This is a genomic window from Spirillospora sp. CA-294931 (genome assembly GCF_050946795.1).
In the GTDB taxonomy this organism is placed as follows: Bacteria; Actinomycetota; Actinomycetes; order Streptosporangiales; family Streptosporangiaceae; genus Spirillospora.
On record NZ_CP192006.1, the window covers coordinates 7,931,208 to 7,946,878 of the forward strand.

A 15,671-nucleotide genomic window follows, 5' to 3' on the forward strand; every position below is an offset into this window, starting at 1 on the left:
GTAACGGCGACCACGTCGGGGGGCCTGGTCAAGTGCGTGTTCGGAGTTCGCTCGCGATCGCCGCGACGGCGGTGCTCGTCCTGCCCCTGGCCGGGTGCGGCGGCGACGCCAAGGCCGGACGCGACGAGTCGTCCGGCGCGCCCAAACCGGGCAAGGGTCCGGCGGCCGGGCCGGGGCCCGGGACGTCCGGGGCCTGGATCGCCGGGCACGTGGCCGAGATGAGCGTGCGGGAGAAGGTGGGGCAGCTCTTCGTGCCGACCTTCTCGGGGCCCTCCGACGCACGGGCGATGATCAAGAAGTACCACGTGGGCGGGTTCATCTACTTCCCCGGCAACATGCGCACGCCCCGGCAGACCGCCGCGCTGTCCAACGCGTTGCAGCAGGCGTCCAAGACGCCGCTGCTGATCGGCGTGGACGAGGAGCAGGGCATCGTCACGCGCACGCCGTTCATCACCCGGTTCCCGGGCAACATGGCGCTCGGCGCGACCCGCGACCCCCGGGACGGGCGTGAGGCGGCGCGGGTGACGGGTGCCGAGTTGCGGGCCGTCGGCATCAACCAGGACTACGCCCCGGTCGCCGACGTCAACGTCAATCCGCGCAACCCGGTGATCGGTGTCCGTTCGTTCGGGTCCGATCCCGCGCTGGTGTCGCGGATGCTGCGCGCCGCGATCGCGGGGTACCAGGAGGCGGGGGTGGCGGCCACCGCCAAGCACTTCCCCGGGCACGGCGACACCGCCACCGACAGCCACACCGGGCTGCCGGTCATCAAGCACACACGCGCGCAGTGGGACAAGCTCGACGCCCCGCCCTTCAAGGCCGCCGTCGCGCAGAACGTCGACGCGATCATGTCGGCGCACATCGTGGTGCCGGGCCTCGACCGCTCCGGCGACCCGTCCACCCTGTCCAAGACCGTGCTGACCGGGCTGTTGCGGGGCGCGCTGCGCTTCCAGGGCGTGGCGGTGACCGACTCGCTCCAGATGGCGGGCGCGCGCAAGAAGTACGGCGACGGAGCGACCGCCGTCCGGGCCGTCAACGCGGGTGCCGACCAACTGCTGATGCCGCCGAGCCTGTCCACCGCCTACACCGCGGTGCTCAAGGCCGCGGAGTCCGGCAAGATCCCGCGCAGGCGCCTGGACGAGGCCGTCTCCCGCATCCTGCGGATGAAGGAGAAGCGCGGCCTGTTCGCCGGGACGCGGGCCGACCCCCGCCGCGCCGACGCGATCGTCGGCGCCGCCGCCCATCGTGCCGCCGCCCGCCGGGTGGCCGAGCACGCCGTCACCCTGGTGCGCAATCAGGGCGGCGTCCTTCCGGCCAAGGGCAAGAAGGTCTTCGTGACGGGCCCGAACGCGTCCGCCCTGGCTTCCGCGTTGCGTAAGAACGGCGTGCGCGTCGTCCCGTCGCTGGGGGTCGCCGATCTGGCCGTGCTCACCACGCTCGATTCGGGGTCGGCGACCACCGGGCGGGTGCGGTCGCTGGCGTCCAAGCCCGTGGTCGTCGCGGCGCTGGGACGTCCCTACGACCTCGACCGCGCCACTAAGGCCCGGGCCGCGCTGGCCACCTACTCCTCGGGCCCGGCGGCCCTTGCCGCGCTGGGCAAGGTGGTCGCGGGCGGCGCGAAACCCACCGGGAAGCTCCCCGTCGCCACAGCCTCCTTCCCTTACGGCCAGGGCCTGTCCTACCGGTAGGCCCCGTGTGAGGAAAGCGGGGCGCGCAAGTCCGACCGCCGTCCTGCGCCCGTACGTCGAGCGGACGGTGGCTCCCACGGGCCGAGCCCGGGTCAGGGGTTCAGGTGGGCCTCGGCCGCCCGGCGGGCCTGGGCCGCCGTGGCGGCGGCCCGGGCGGCTCCGGCGGCCTGGCGGCATTCGGCGAGGGTGTGGCGGGCCAGGGCCGCGCGGACGTGGGGCAGTGACGGCGCGCTCATGGAGAGGGACGTCGCGCCCAGCCCCACCAGGACGCAGGCCAGCGCGGGGTCGGCGGCGGCCTCGCCACAGACGCCGGTGGCGATGCCGGCGGCGGTGGTGGACGCGACCAGGTCGAGGACGGCCGGTTGCCACGGGTCCTGGAGGGACGCCAGCGAGCCGATCTGGCGGTCGGCGGCGCACGCGTACTGGGTGAGGTCGTTGGTGCCCAGGCTGAAGAACGCGACCTCGGACGCCAGGTCGCGGGAGCGCAGCGCGGCGGCGGGGACCTCGATCATGACGCCCGGACGGTCGATGCCCGCCTCGCGGCAGATGGCCGCGAAGTCGGCGGCCTCCTCGGCGGAGGTCACCATGGGGGCCATGACCTGCAGCTCGGCGGTGAGCCCTGACGCGGCACGGGTCAGGGCGCGGAGCTGGGCCGCGAGCACATCGGGGTGGCGGCGGAGCATGCGAAGGCCGCGTTCGCCCAGGGCGGGGTTGGGTTCGTCCCCGGGGGGCGGGAGGAAGGCCAGGGGTTTGTCGGCGCCCGCGTCCAGGACGCGGACGACCACGCGTCCCTTCGGGAACGCCTCCAGGACCGTCCGGTAGGCGCGCTCCTGCTCGTCGTCGGTGGGCGGGGTCGCGCGGTCGAGGAAGAGGAATTCGGTGCGGTAGAGGCCGACGCCCTCGGCGCCGTGTTCCAGGGCGGATTCGAGATCGCCCGGGCCGCCGATGTTGGCGAGCAGGGGGATCGCGTGGCCGTCCTTGGTCGCTCCGGGGCCGGACGTCTCCGCGACGTGGGCGGTGCGGGCCCGGTCGGCGGCGCGGGCGCGTTTCACCTGGTCAGCCGAGGGGTTCACCACGACGGTTCCGGCGGTGCCGTCGACCAGCACCGGCGTCCCGTCGGCGAGGTCGGTGGCCCCGGGAAGCGCCACGACCGCGGGGACGCCCATCGTCCGGGCCAGGATCGCGGTGTGGCTGGTCGGGCCGCCCTCCTCGGTCACGAAGGCGACCACGGTGGCGGGGTCGAGCACGGCGGTGTCGGCGGGCGCCAGATCGCGGGCGACCAGCACGAACGGCTCGTCCGAGGCCGGGACGCCGGGCATCGGCAGCCCCAGCAGGCGCGCGACGGCGCGGTCGCGGACGTCGTCGAGGTCGGTCGCCCGGGCGGCGAGGTACTCCCCCGCACCGGCGAGCATCTCCCGGTAGACGCCGAACGCCTCGAACACCGCGCGGGCGGCGGCCAGCCCTTCGTCGATCTTGGCGGCGACGCCGTCGGCCAGGCCGGGGTCGGACGCCATGAGGGCCTGGGCGTTCAGGACGTCGCGCCCGTCGGGGGTGACCGACCGGGCGCCGCGCTCCTCCAGGTCGGCGGCGACGGCGGCCAGCGCGCCGAGCGCGGTGGCGCGCTCGGCGTCGGCGTCGCCCGCGTGGCGGGAGCCCGCCTCGGGTTCGGGGACGGCCCCGGCGATCGTCCGCACCGGTCCGGCCCCCGCTCCCGGGCTGACCCCGGTGCCGCGCAGTTCCTCAGGCACCCTGTGGCTCCGGCGTGGACAGCAGGGCCTCCAGGGTGTCCAGAAGCTCCTCGGCGCCGTCCCCCTCGGCCGTGATCGTGATGTCCTCGCCGTGCCGGGCGTCCAGCCCGAGGACGGCCAGGATGCTCTTGGCGTTGACGGGACTCTTGCCGCGCTTGGAGACGGTCACGTCCATGGGCGCCTTGGCCGCGGTCTGCACGAACAGCGCCGCGGGCCGGGCGTGCAGGCCCACCTTGGACTCGATCCTGACGTTGCGCTCGGTCAAAACTTCTCCTTCAGAGTTCCGTTCGCCGGTGCCCGCGCGGCGCGGGCCCCGAAGAATCCTTGCATTCCGGTCAGGCCCATGTGAACAATTCGGTGCCCCCGTCGACGGGGCCGGACTCCACGACGTCCGACAGCACCTCGAGGTCGGCGTCCAGCGCGACGACGGCGCAGATCGGCGACCGGCCGCCCGCCTCGACCACGGCCGGGTCCCACTCGACCAGCGGCTGGCCCGCGACGACCGCGTCGCCCTCGGAGACCAGGGGCGCGAACCCCTCGCCCTTGAGCCCCACGGTGTCGACGCCGAGGTGGACCAGGACGCCGTGCCCGTGACCGTCGATGACCACGTAGGAATGGGGGTGCAGCTTGACGACCCTGCCGGTGACGGGCGCCAGCGCGTGGCCCGGCACCCGCACGGGGTCGACGGCGGTGCCCGGCCCGACCATCGCCTGGGCGAAGACGGGGTCGGGGACGGCGGCCAGCCCGACGGCTTTTCCGCCGACCGGGGAGAGGACTCGGGTCCGTTTCATGGGGGGCTCCCGGGGTCAGGCGAGCAGGTCTTCGATGTCGGCGGCGATCGTGTCGGCCTCCGGGCCGACGACCACCTGGACGACGCCGCCCCTGCGCATCACCCCGTAAACGCCGCGCGCGGCCTTGAGCGCCGGCTCGTCGACCTTGGCGGGATCGTCGACCTCGGTCCGCAACCGGGTGGCGCAGGCTTCGATCTCCCGGATGTTGTCGGCGCCGCCGAGCGCGGCGACGATGGACTCCGCCCTGTCCATGATCTCTCCCGTGTCAGTCGGTCTGGGTGACCTTGTTGAGCCCGCGCGGCACGTCGGGGTCGACGCCGAGCCTCCGGGCGAGATTCTCCACCAGGATCTGCCCGGGGACGATCAGCGCCAAGGGGGCGACCCACTCTGGCAGAGAAGGGCCGGACAGGGAGTGCGCGCAGGCGTCGGCCAGGCCCTGGCCGCCACCGACACCGTATGCGGACGCACCCGCTGCCTTGACCCGGCGGGCCAGCGCGATCGTCCCCGAAAGCGTGGGCCCCGAGTCGGCCGCGACCAGCAGCGCGGGGGTCTCGGCGTCGACGACGGCGATCGGGCCGTGCAGCAGGTCGGCGTACGACAGGCCCATGGCGTGCAGGTAACACGCCTCCTTGATCTTCAGGGCCAGCTCCAGCGCGGTGCCGAACGCGATGCCGCGTCCCGACACGACGGCGCCGGGGACCCCGGCGAGCTCCTCGACGATCGCGGGCAGCTGCTCGGACGCCTCGGTCACGGCGATCAGGCGGCGCACCTCGTCCGGGACGTTCCGCAGGTCGGCCAGGTCGACGTCGGCGCCCAGGCCCAGGCCGAGCACCGCCAGCGCGGCGAGCTGGGTGGTGTAGGTCTTGGTGGCCGGGACGGCCAGCTCGGCGCCCGCGTCGGTGACCAGCGCGACCTCGGCGGTCTCGGCCAGCGGCGAGCCGGCGCCGTTGGTGACCGCGACCGTCCGGGCGCCGCAGTCGGCGGCCCAGGTCAGGGTCTCGACGATCTCCTCGGTCTTGCCGGACTGGCTGATCGCGACGGCCAGGACGCCCGAGAGGTCCAGCTTGCGGGCGTAGGCGGTGGCGATGGACGGCGCGGCGAGGGTGGCCAGCCGTCCGGTGTGCGACTCCACCAGATACCGGCCGTAGACGGCCGCGTTGTCGGACGATCCGCGCGCGATGAACAGCACCTGGCGAGTCTCTCGGGCCAGGAGGCCGATGTCGGACAGCCGCGGGAGCAGGGCGTCGATCGTCCGCTCCAGCGCCTCGGGCTGCTCGCCGATCTCGGCCCGCATCCTGCTCGTGCTCATGATCCCCCCTGGAGGACGTTCTGCCCGGTGATCGTGGTCGTACGCGCGTGGCGCGGGCGCCCGTTCCGACCACTGGTCTAGTCCGGCCTAGACCAGTGCGAAGCCTACTCCACGGCGACCTTCGCGCGCGAGACCCAAGAGCGGGGAGATCGTGATCGGTAGGGTGCGTTGACAGGCGGATTACCCTGTGGTCTAGTCCGGCCTAGACCAGTCGCTCAGGACCCGGCCGCCGCCCGCCCGCGAGGACCCCCGTGACCACCATCGACCCGCTCAGCCCCGTCCCCAAGTACTTCCAGCTCCGGGCCATCCTGCTCGACATGATCGAATCGGCCGAGCTGCCGGTGGACGCCGCGATCCCCTCCGAGCGCGAGCTGTGCGCCATGTTCGAACTGTCGCGCATGACCGTCCGGCAGGGCGTCGACCAGCTGGTCTCCGAGGGACGGCTGTACCGGGTCCCGGGCAAGGGCACGTTCGTCGCCCGGCCGAAGATCGAGATGCCGCTGCGGCTGGTCTCCTTCACCGAGGACATGCTGGCCCGCGGGCTGCGTCCCGGCGGCATCGACCTCGACCGCCGCACCGTCGCCGCCGACGCCGCGCTCGCCCGCGCCTTCGGCGTCGAGGCCGGGACCGAGATACACGTCATCGAGCGGCTGCGCACCGCCGACGGCGAGCCGATGGCGCTGGAACGCGCCCACATCCTGGCCTCCTTCGCCCCCGACCTGCTCGACCGCAGGCTGGCCGACCGCTCGCTGCACGGCGTCCTGGAGGCCGTCTACGGCCTGGTCTTCGACGCGGGCGACCAGACCATCGACGCGGGCCTGGCCGACACCGCCGAGGCCAAGGCCCTCAAGATCGCCCGCGGCAGCGCCGTCCTGCTGCTGCGGCGCCGGTCGTATTCGGGAGGCGTCTGCGCCGAACTCGGCGTCTCCACCTACCGGGCCGACCGCTACCAGGTCCACACCGCCCTCGCGAACCCCCGGACGAGGAAGGCACCCCGATGACGTCGACAACGGCGGTCGCCACCACCGATCCCGGCAACGGGTCACGGATCCTGGCCGTCCTCCAGCGCATCGGCCGCAGCCTCATGCTGCCGATCGCCGTCCTGCCCGCCGCCGCGCTGCTGCTGCGCCTGGGCCAGGACGACCTGCTGGGCAAGGACGGCCTGGGCTGGAACGACGTCGCCAAGGTCGTCGGCAGCGCCGGCGACGCCCTGTTCGACTGGCTGCCGCTGCTGTTCGCCGTCGGCGTCGCCATCGGGTTCGCCAAGAAGGCCGACGGCTCCACCGCGCTGGCCGCCGTGGTCGGCTACCTGGTCTTCGACCGCGTCTCCAAGGTCATGTTCTCCTTCAGCGCCGACCTGAAGGACCGGGTCATGGTCACCCGGGTCACCGACGGCCGCAGCGAGGAGGTCATCGACTGGGCCGCGAAGAACCCCACCGACGTCCTCGGCGGCATCCTGATCGGCGTCGTCACCGCCCTGCTCTACCAGCGCTTCCACCGGATCAAGCTGCCCGCCTGGCTGGCCTTCTTCGGCGGGCGCCGCTTCGTGCCGATCGCCTCGGCCGTCGCGGCCCTCGGCCTCGGCGTGGCCATCGGCGTCATCTGGCCGGTCTTCGGCGGCTGGCTCAACGACTTCGGCAACTGGATCACCGGCGCGGGCGCGGTCGGCGCGGGCGCGTACGGCGTGGTCAACCGGCTGCTGCTCCCGTTCGGCCTGCACCACATCCCCAACTCGCTGATCTGGTTCGTCTTCGGCTCCTACGAGACCCCCGAGGGCGTCAAGCACGGCGAGATCGACCGCTACCTCGCCGGGGACCCGTCCGCGGGCGGGCTGCTCGCCGGGTTCTTCCCCGTCCTGATGTTCGGCCTGCCCGGAGCCGCCCTGGCCATCTGGCGCGCCGCGCCCCCGCACCGCCGCCACGACGTCGGCGGCATCATGTTCTCCGCCGGCCTCACCGCGTTCGTCACCGGCGTGACCGAACCCATCGAGTTCACCTTCATGTTCGTCGCGCCCGTGCTCTACGCCGTCCACGTGGTGCTGACCGGCCTCTCGATGGCGCTGCTGTCGGCCGCGGGCGCCAAGCTCGGATTCGGCTTCTCCGCGGGCGGCATCGACATGCTGATGAACGCCACCAAGGACAACACCGAGGGCCTTCCACTGATCATCGGCCTCGGCGTCATCTATTTCTTCCTGTATTACGCCATCTTCAAAGCGCTGATCATCAAGTTCGACTTCGCGACGCCCGGCCGCGAACCCGAGGACGACCCTCCCCGCTGATTTTCCGGGCCGCGATGTATCAAATTCCGGCCCTCGGCGCTCCTTCAGTGCGAACCCACCGAAGGAGGCCCCATGCCCGGCATCGTCCGCCTCGTCCCCCCGGTCCACCCCACGTCCGGTGCCCTGGCCCTCGCTGCGCAACCCGTCCCCGCCTCAGGCCGTCCGGGCTTACGCGTAGTCAGCGAGGACACCGACCCCCGAATGGTCGCCGAAGCCACCCTCCGCCTCGTCGCCGAAGTCCTCGCCGGAACCCGGACCTCCCACCACCTGTCCCGCCGAGCCCACCCCCTCATCTGCGAGGGCCTGTCCCGCCTAAGCCCCGCCCCGACCCGGGTCCGGCCGCCGCGGGTTCTGGTTTCGTGGGTGCAGATGCCGGTGGCGGGGGTGATCGAGACGGGCGGCGTGGTCGAGATCGCGGGACGCGTCCGGGCGCTGGCGTTGCGGCTGGAGTTGTGGCGCGGACGGTGGCGGTGCACCGCGCTGGAGACCTGTAGCGCGTGACCCCGTAAACGCAGGAGCGGCCCCCCGGGTGTGGGGGGCCGCTCCTGGTACGGCGGGTCAGGCGCTACTTGGCGCCCGGCCCTCCGTGGCAACGCTTGAACTTCTTGCCCGAGCCGCAGGGGCACGGGTCGTTGCGGGAGACACCGGCGTACTCGTCGGCGGTCTCCTCGCTGTGGTGCTCGACTCCGGCGTCACCGTCGACCGAGGGCGCGGAGTAGTCGAGCTTCTTCGGGCGCTTCGGCTCGTCCAGGCCCTTGGCGTGGATGGCCGGGACGTCGTCCGACGGCAGGTCGTCCTCCTCGTCGTCCGACGAGGCCGGAGCGGACTTGGAGATCTCGACCGGCGCGGCGCCGACCGTCGGGGCCGCCGGCTGCTCCTCGACCTCGACCTCGAGGTTGAACAGGTAGCCGACCGACTCCTCCTTGATGCCGTCGAGCATCGCGTTGAACATGTCGTAGCCCTCGCGCTGGTACTCCACCAACGGGTCGCGCTGCGCCATGGCCCGCAGGCCGATGCCCTCCTGGAGGTAGTCCATCTCGTAGAGGTGCTCGCGCCACTTGCGGTCGAGCACCGAGAGGACGACGCGGCGCTCGAGCTCGCGCATGACCTCCGAGCCGAGTTCCTCCTCGCGCTTCTCGTAGGTGCCCAGGGCGTCCTCGCGGAGCTTCTCGGCCAGCGTCTCGGCGTCGAGGCCGGAGATGTCGCCGCCGACCTCCTCGGTGAGATCCTCCACCGTGATCGAGATCGGGTAGAGCTGCTTGAACGCCTTCCACAGCTTCTCAAGGTCCCACTCTTCGGCGAAGCCCTCGCCGGTGGCGCCCGCGACGTAGCCGTTGACGACCTCTTCGATCATGCGGCGGACCTGGTCGCCGAGGTCGGCGTGCTCCAGGACCTTGCGGCGCTCGGCGTAGATGACCTTGCGCTGCCGGTTGAGCACCTCGTCGTACTTCAGGACGTTCTTGCGCATCTCGAAGTTCTGCTGTTCGACCTGGCTCTGCGCCGACCGGATCGCGTTGGACACGATCTTGGACTCGATCGGCACGTCGTCCGGGATGTTGAGGCGGGTCATGATCGCCTCGACCCGGGCCGAGTTGAACAGCCGCATGAGGTCGTCCTCGAGCGACAGGTAGAACCGGGACTCGCCCGGGTCGCCCTGACGGCCGGAGCGTCCGCGCAGCTGGTTGTCGATGCGCCGCGACTCGTGCCGCTCGGTGGCCAGCACGTACAGACCGCCGGCCTCGACGACCTCCTCGTGCTCGCCCTTGACGGCGTCCTTGGCCTTCTCCAGCGCCTCGGGCCAGGCGGCCTCGTACTCCTCGGGCGTCTCCAGCGGGGACAGCCCGCGCTGGTGCAGCTCGAGGTCGGCGCGGAAGTCGGGGTTGCCGCCGAGCATGATGTCGGTGCCGCGTCCGGCCATGTTGGTGGCCACGGTGACGCCGCCCTTGCGGCCCGCCTCGGCGACGATCGCGCTCTCCTGCTCGTGGTGCTTGGCGTTCAGCACCTGGTGCGGGACGCCGCGCCGCTTGAGCATCTTCGACAGCCGCTCGGACTTCTCGACCGAGGTGGTGCCGACCAGGACCGGCTGGCCCTTCTCGTGCCGCTCGGCGATGTCGTCGACGACGGCCTCGAACTTGGCCTGCTCGGTCTTGTAGACCACGTCGGCGACGTCCTCGCGGATCATCGGCTTGTTCGTCGGGATCGGGACGACGTGGACCTTGTAGGTCTTGTTGAACTCGGCCGCCTCGGTCTCGGCGGTGCCGGTCATGCCGCTCAGCTTGCCGTAGAGCCGGAAGTAGTTCTGGAGGGTGATCGTGGCGAGCGTCTGGTTCTCGTCCTTGATCTGCACGCCTTCCTTGGCCTCGATGGCCTGGTGCATGCCCTCGTTGTAACGGCGCCCGTGCAGGATGCGGCCCGTGAACTCGTCCACGATCAGGACCTCGCCGTTCATGACGACGTAGTCCTTGTCCTTCTTGTAGAGCTCCTTGGCCTTGAGGGCGTTGTTGAGGAAGCTCACCAGCGGCGTGTTGGTCGCGTCGTAGAGGTTGTCGATGCCGAGCCAGTCTTCGACCTTCTCGACCCCGGCCTCGGTGATGCCGACCGTGCGCTTCTTCTCGTTGACCTCGTAGTCGCCGGGCCCGTACTCGTCGACCTGGCCGGCGGTGCTGACCAGCTCGGCCCGCTTCAGCCGCGGGACGATCTTGGCGAACTCGCCGTACCACTTGGAGTTCTGCTCGGCCGGACCCGAGATGATCAGCGGGGTCCTGGCCTCGTCGATCAGGATCGAGTCGACCTCGTCGACGATGGCGAAGTTGTGGCCGCGCTGGACGCACTCCTCCAGGGTCCACGCCATGTTGTCGCGCAGGTAGTCGAACCCGAACTCGTTGTTCGTGCCGTAGGTGATGTCGCAGTTGTAAGCCGCCCGGCGCTCTTCGGGGGTCATCTGCGGGAGGATGACACCCACCTCGAGGCCGAGGAACTGGTGAACGCGGCCCATCCACTCGGCGTCGCGCTTGGCCAGGTAGTCGTTGACGGTGACGACGTGCACGCCATCGCCCGACAGGGCGTTCAGGTAGGCCGGGAGCACACAGGTCAGGGTCTTGCCCTCACCGGTCTTCATCTCGGCGATGTGCCCGAGGTGAAGGGCGGCGCCCCCCATGACCTGGACGTCGTAGTGGCGCTGGCCCAGGACCCGCTTGGCCGCCTCACGGGCGGTCGCGAACGCCTCGGGAAGCAGGTCGTCCAGAGACTCGCCCTCGGCGAACCGCTCCCGATACTTGTCGGTCAGCTCGCGCAGTTCGGCATCGCTCATCTCGAGGAAGTCTTCCTCGATCGAGTTGACCTGATCAGCGAGCTTCTTGAGCTTGCGCAGGATTTTGCCTTCGCCCGCACGAAGGATCTTGTCGATGACTGGCGGCACTCTCGGAGGCTCCTTGCAGATCGTGGGTCACCGCTGCCTGCGGCACGCACACCACACGTACGATGCCCATCGTAGGCGAGACCCAGAATGGTCTAGCTATCCCCGCAGCGCAATTCAATCCCGAGGGCGATCTCCAGGGAACGGTCCCGGCGAGGGTGTCCTGTTTGATCCACCGGGTCTGGAGGAAGGCTCTGGGTGCACTCGAGGGGAGGCGAACATGTCCGATGAAGCGTACGGATCACACGCCGGACGACCCAGTTCGTGGGTCGCCGTCGCCATCATCACCGCCGGGTTCACGGTGGGCGGTGTCGCCCTGTGCATCGGCCCGTCCTGGCTGATGTTCTGGATCGGCGCCGTGATCATCGCCGCCGGGATCGTGGTCGGCGGCCTGGTCCACATCTTCTCCGACGTCGTCGTCGACGCGCCCCGTGTCATCCCGGAGATCGTCGACTACTCGGTCTTCGGCAGGCGCACCGACGAACGCCGCGGCGGCCTGTCCGGCGAAACGCTCCACAAGCCCATCAAGACCGACACCCAGCAAACCCCCCACGGCTGAACCGCTTTCCCAGCCCGGCCTTCACCCCAGAAGGCCGGGCTAAGCACATCCACCCTGCGGGCAAGCGCCCCCAACACACCTCGAAGAGGTCACCCCGTCAACTGGGGTCGCCGAGGTTGAGGAGGGAGGCGAGTTCGGGCGGGTTGATGCGCTCGACGCGGACGGAGTCGCAGCCGACCCAGGACGCGGCTTGCCAGAGCGCCGTGCTCAGGGCGGTGAGGGTGGTCTCGATGCGGTCGGGGGTCTTGGTGGCCCAGGGTTCCAGGGAGACCTGGCGGGCTATGAGCGTCTTGCCTTCCCGGGCGGGATCGACGCGGCCCAGGATGCGGCCCCCCGAAAGCAGAGGCATGGCGAAATAGCCGTAGATCCGCTTCGCCTTGGGGACGTATGCCTCAAGCCTGTGGTCGAAGCCGAACACGCGGGAGGCGCGGGCTCTGTCCCAGACCAGGGAGTCGAAGGGCGACAGCAGGACGGTGGCGTGCCTCCCCCGGGGAGGCGAGTTCAGGGCGTCCGGGTCGGCCCAGGCCGCGTTCTTCCAACCCTGGACGCGGACGGGCACGAGCCCCGTCTCCCCCACGACCGCGTCCACCTGGTCGGCTCGGACGCGGTAGTAATCGGCCAGGTCAGCGCGTGTGGCCACGCCGAGCGCGCGGCCCGCCTGGCCGACGAGGCGGGTGAGGCAGGTGGCGTCGTCCGGGACCCGGTCGAGCAACTCCGAGGGAACCGCGCGTTCGGCCAGGTCGTAGACGCGGCGCCAGCCGACGCGCCGGACGCAGACCACCTCGCCGATGTCGAGCAGCCACTCGATCGCGATCTTGTGGTCGCTCCACTGCCACCAGTCGGCCCCGGCCTTGGCGCCGCCGAGTTCCTTGGTGGTGAGCGGACCGTCCTCCTTGAGGCGCTTGCGCACCTGGTCGCAAACGCCCTCGGGGACCTGGTGCCAGCGCCAGCCCCGCTCGCGGAAGGCGCGTCGCCGGAACTCGAAGTGCGGCCAGTCGGAGATCGGCAGGACCGAGGCCGCGTGCGCCCAGTATTCGAACCCGGTGCCCCCACCCCAGTAAGCCGTCTCGATGGTCTCGCGCCCGACGGCACCGAGCCGCGCATACGGGACGAGCTCGTGCGAACGCGCCAGGACGGAGATCGTGTCGAGCTGGACGGCCCCCAGTGCCTCCAGCATCGCCGGAACCCCACCGGCCCCACGCCGGAACCCGGCGCCGAGCAGCCCTTGGGCGCGCAGTTGGAGACGTCGTGCATGGTCCGCGGACAGTTCGATCTCGGTCACGCCCGAGATGCTACGACACGACACCGACAAAACCCGATTGCCGGTCGCAGAACGGGCCGGGACGGAGTCGTCCAGAACGAAGGCACGGACTCCTCGTCCCGTCGGCTCGGTCGAAGAGCGTTCTTACGGGCCGGCGAAGGCGGGCGCCGACGTCCCAGCGGGACGTCACCTTCGATCGTGGTGGTCGCCCCGTGTGGCGGGAGCCTCTCGGCGGCGACGAAGCAGAACTCCAGGACGTCCAGTGCGAGGGTGACGACCGGTTCGGGGGAATCGCTGCCTAGGCGGATCGTCCAGTCGCCTCCACCATCCCCGGCCAGCACCACGCGGGCGCTGCCTTCGGGGGACTCGCCGTGAGTCAGCGCCAGGGAGGCGGGGAGTGAGCGCACGCCCAGGTCGGCCATCGTGTGGAGGTGCTCGGCGCGCGGGGTGGGCATGGCGCGCCCCAGGGCGGAGGCGATGTCGATGCCGTGAATCCACGTCTCGAAGGCCCGTGCGACCATCGCAGCCTCCAGGCGTGCCCGGAGGCGCACCTGGACGCTCCGGGGCGCTCTGCGGGCCTCTGAGAGCGCGCGGAGGGCATGTGACCGCGCTCGCCAGGCCGCGAGCGTGCGCGGGGGCGGTCGAACGCGACCACAGTGGACGTGCGAGCGTCGATGTCGCCCCTGGGTTCGCGTCCCTCGGGCAGTCGGTCAGCGACGAAGCCGTCCGTGGCCGCGAGGTGCGCCACCACGTCTTGAACGTTCCAGCCGTGCTGGGCAGGACGGGCACCGTCCACTCGGTATCGGCCAGGTCGCGCAGGAGGGCGTCCAGCGCCGCGACCTGGGCCGCATACGGGTGCTTCGAGAACCCCCCTGACGGGGCGCGTCCGGCGAACGCGGCACCCAGCGTCTGGCCACGCAAAGAGGCCGGAGGTTCGTGCTCCCCCGAGCGGGCGGCGGCCTCGCCCAGCAGCACAGATTCCTCAGTGCACGCGTCACAGCGGCAGAGATGGCCCGCCACTTCGTCCTGGCCCGGGTTCACGGCACGATCCCGTCCTGCGTGTCGGCCAGGCGTGTGAGCGCGGCGCGGATGCGGGACTTCGCCGTCCCCTCGGCCAGATCCAGTTCCGCCGCCACCTGACGGTACGTCCGGCCCTTGAATAGGCCAACTCGATGACCTCGCGCAGCATCCGGGCAGTGCCTCGACCGCGAGCCGGACGCGTCGGTCACCTCGGCCGCGGCCACCTCCTCGTCGGGGCCGGGCCGCGCGCCGGGCGGCCCGTGCGGGACGCCCCCGGGTCGGTGAACCGGAGGCCACGCCCCCGGATCTCGCCGGGGGCCGCGCCCGGACTTCGCCGTCCGGGCGCCCGCGGGGTGGTGCCTCGATTGCCGTTCGCGCGCCGAAGCGCGGCGGATGAAGATCGTTAGGTGATTTCGAGGAGTTTCTCTCGGACGGCGTAGACCACGGCCTCCATACGGGAGTGAAGCTGGAGCTTCTCCAGGATGTTGCGGACGTGGTTCTTGACCGTGTTCTCGGAGATGAAGAGTTCCTTGGCGATCTCACGGTTGCCCAGGCCCCGCGCCACCAGGCGGAGGACCTCCATCTCGCGCTCGGTCAGCCGCGGCGCGGGGACCTGCTGGGTGCGCTCCTCGCTGCGCTTGGCCAGGGACGCGAACTCGGTGATGAGCTTGGACGCCATCGAGGGGCTGATCAGCGACTGGCCACCGTGGACGGCGCGCACCGCCTGCGGCACCTCGTCGATGGAGATCTCCTTGAGCAAGTAGCCACTGGCCCCGGCCTTGATCGCCTCGAAGAGGTCCTCTTCCTCGTCGCTGATGGTCAGCATCACGATCTTGGCGCTGGGCGCGGCGTCCTTGATCGCCGTGCATGCCTCGATGCCGCTGCGGCGCGGCATGCGGATGTCCATGAGGACGACGTCGGGCAGCAGGTCACCGGCCATCTCGACGGCCTCGTGACCGTCGCCGCCCTCACCGATGACCTCGATGTCGGGTTCGCCCTGCAAGACCATTTCCAGGCCTCGACGGAAAAGGGCGTGGTCGTCCACGATCAGCACGCGGATGGGATCGGCGGAGGCGTCGCCGGCCGCTGAGGTACCGGCGCCGGCTTGACGGGGTACCGCCGCGGCGCCGCGAGCCTCGGGATTCTCGCTCACCTGAGTCGCGGCGTGGGAGAGACGCCGCTTCCCCCCTTCACTGTCGGTCATCCATGCCTTGCTGCTTGCGGGCCCGGGGGCTCCCCCGGTTAGACGCTTCGGAGGCCGGGTTCGCTCCCATGGTGACACTGTGACCCCGGACGCGAGCCCGAGGTAACGCTGCAAATCCGGGCACAATCCCGGAACCAAGCTGCAAACCCAGGCAAATCCCCAGGTCCATGCCGCGACCTCGGGTGGCTCCCGAGCATTCCGCGAACTTTCCCTCACCCGGACATTCCGCCCGAGATACCGCTGTAAGCCACTTCGCCAACCCGCCTGGCCACCGGGCGACGCACTCCAAGCCCCCGGACGGCGCCCCGGGCAACTCTCTACCCAGGCGCACACCCGGATCGAGCCGTGCAACCGGGCGCGAACCCGGGTCGATCTAGCAACCCAGCACGAGGCTAAGTCCC

At 71.1% G+C, this 15,671-nt stretch carries 14 protein-coding genes; 5 read left to right on the forward strand and 9 right to left on the reverse strand.

Going from position 1 to position 15,671, the window contains the following annotated elements:
• Positions 1-32: 32 nt before the first annotated feature.
• Positions 33-1,685 (forward strand): glycoside hydrolase family 3 protein, encoded by a 1,653-nt coding sequence (locus ACQPY4_RS35795; protein ID WP_433328741.1) that lies wholly within the window; start codon positions 33-35, stop codon positions 1,683-1,685.
• 92 nt (positions 1,686-1,777) lie between these two features.
• On the opposite strand, the gene ptsP is transcribed toward ACQPY4_RS35795, so the two are convergent.
• The 5 genes from ptsP to ACQPY4_RS35820 form a co-directional block, all read right to left on the reverse strand.
• Positions 1,778-3,433 carry a phosphoenolpyruvate--protein phosphotransferase gene (gene ptsP, locus ACQPY4_RS35800; protein ID WP_433328743.1) on the reverse strand — a complete coding sequence of 552 codons (1,656 nt, stop codon included), beginning with the start codon at positions 3,431-3,433 and terminating at the stop codon, positions 1,778-1,780.
• Positions 3,426-3,698 carry an HPr family phosphocarrier protein gene (locus ACQPY4_RS35805; protein WP_433328745.1) on the reverse strand — a complete coding sequence of 91 codons (273 nt, stop codon included), beginning with the start codon at positions 3,696-3,698 and terminating at the stop codon, positions 3,426-3,428. The genes ptsP and ACQPY4_RS35805 overlap by 8 nt, the downstream gene beginning before the upstream one ends.
• A 70-nt stretch (positions 3,699-3,768) precedes the next feature.
• Entirely contained in the window at positions 3,769-4,224 is a 456-nt protein-coding gene (locus tag ACQPY4_RS35810) for a PTS sugar transporter subunit IIA (protein WP_433328747.1), read from the reverse strand.
• Positions 4,225-4,239: 15 nt separating this feature from the next.
• Positions 4,240-4,476 carry a PTS transporter subunit EIIB gene (locus tag ACQPY4_RS35815; protein ID WP_433328749.1) on the reverse strand — a complete coding sequence of 79 codons (237 nt, stop codon included), beginning with the start codon at positions 4,474-4,476 and terminating at the stop codon, positions 4,240-4,242.
• Positions 4,477-4,489: 13 nt separating this feature from the next.
• Entirely contained in the window at positions 4,490-5,533 is a 1,044-nt protein-coding gene (locus ACQPY4_RS35820) for an SIS domain-containing protein (protein WP_433328751.1), read from the reverse strand.
• A gap of 251 nt (positions 5,534-5,784) precedes the next feature.
• Between ACQPY4_RS35820 and ACQPY4_RS35825 the strand changes: the two genes are divergently transcribed.
• From ACQPY4_RS35825 to ACQPY4_RS35835, 3 genes are all read left to right on the forward strand, one after another.
• Complete coding sequence (locus tag ACQPY4_RS35825; protein WP_433328753.1) at positions 5,785-6,534, forward strand: GntR family transcriptional regulator; 750 nt, start codon at positions 5,785-5,787, stop codon at positions 6,532-6,534.
• Positions 6,531-7,811 (forward strand): PTS transporter subunit EIIC, encoded by a 1,281-nt coding sequence (locus tag ACQPY4_RS35830; protein ID WP_433328755.1) that lies wholly within the window; start codon positions 6,531-6,533, stop codon positions 7,809-7,811. Before ACQPY4_RS35825 ends, ACQPY4_RS35830 begins: the two co-directional genes overlap by 4 nt.
• A 72-nt stretch (positions 7,812-7,883) precedes the next feature.
• A complete protein-coding gene (locus tag ACQPY4_RS35835) occupies positions 7,884-8,312 on the forward strand; it encodes an Rv3235 family protein (RefSeq protein ID WP_433328757.1) in 429 nt (142 codons plus the stop codon).
• A gap of 64 nt (positions 8,313-8,376) precedes the next feature.
• Here the strand turns inward: ACQPY4_RS35835 and secA are convergent, their stop codons facing one another.
• Positions 8,377-11,229: a preprotein translocase subunit SecA gene (gene secA / locus ACQPY4_RS35840; RefSeq protein ID WP_433328759.1), complete on the reverse strand. Its 2,853-nt coding sequence runs from the start codon at positions 11,227-11,229 to the stop codon at positions 8,377-8,379.
• Between the two features lie 217 nt (positions 11,230-11,446).
• Here secA and ACQPY4_RS35845 point away from each other — a divergent pair, with 217 nt between their 5' ends.
• The gene (locus ACQPY4_RS35845) at positions 11,447-11,785 is read left to right on the forward strand and encodes an HGxxPAAW family protein (protein ID WP_433328761.1); all 339 of its coding nucleotides are present in this window, start codon (positions 11,447-11,449) and stop codon (positions 11,783-11,785) included.
• 97 nt (positions 11,786-11,882) lie between these two features.
• Here ACQPY4_RS35845 and ACQPY4_RS35850 read toward each other — a convergent pair whose 3' ends face one another.
• The 3 genes from ACQPY4_RS35850 to ACQPY4_RS35860 form a co-directional block, all read right to left on the reverse strand.
• Positions 11,883-13,067 (reverse strand): winged helix-turn-helix domain-containing protein, encoded by a 1,185-nt coding sequence (locus tag ACQPY4_RS35850; protein WP_433328763.1) that lies wholly within the window; start codon positions 13,065-13,067, stop codon positions 11,883-11,885.
• A complete protein-coding gene (locus ACQPY4_RS35855) occupies positions 13,064-13,567 on the reverse strand; it encodes a hypothetical protein (protein WP_433328765.1) in 504 nt (167 codons plus the stop codon). The genes ACQPY4_RS35850 and ACQPY4_RS35855 overlap by 4 nt, the downstream gene beginning before the upstream one ends.
• Positions 13,568-14,469: 902 nt before the next feature.
• Positions 14,470-15,219 carry a response regulator gene (locus ACQPY4_RS35860; RefSeq protein ID WP_433339142.1) on the reverse strand — a complete coding sequence of 250 codons (750 nt, stop codon included), beginning with the start codon at positions 15,217-15,219 and terminating at the stop codon, positions 14,470-14,472.
• Positions 15,220-15,671: the final 452 nt, after the last annotated feature.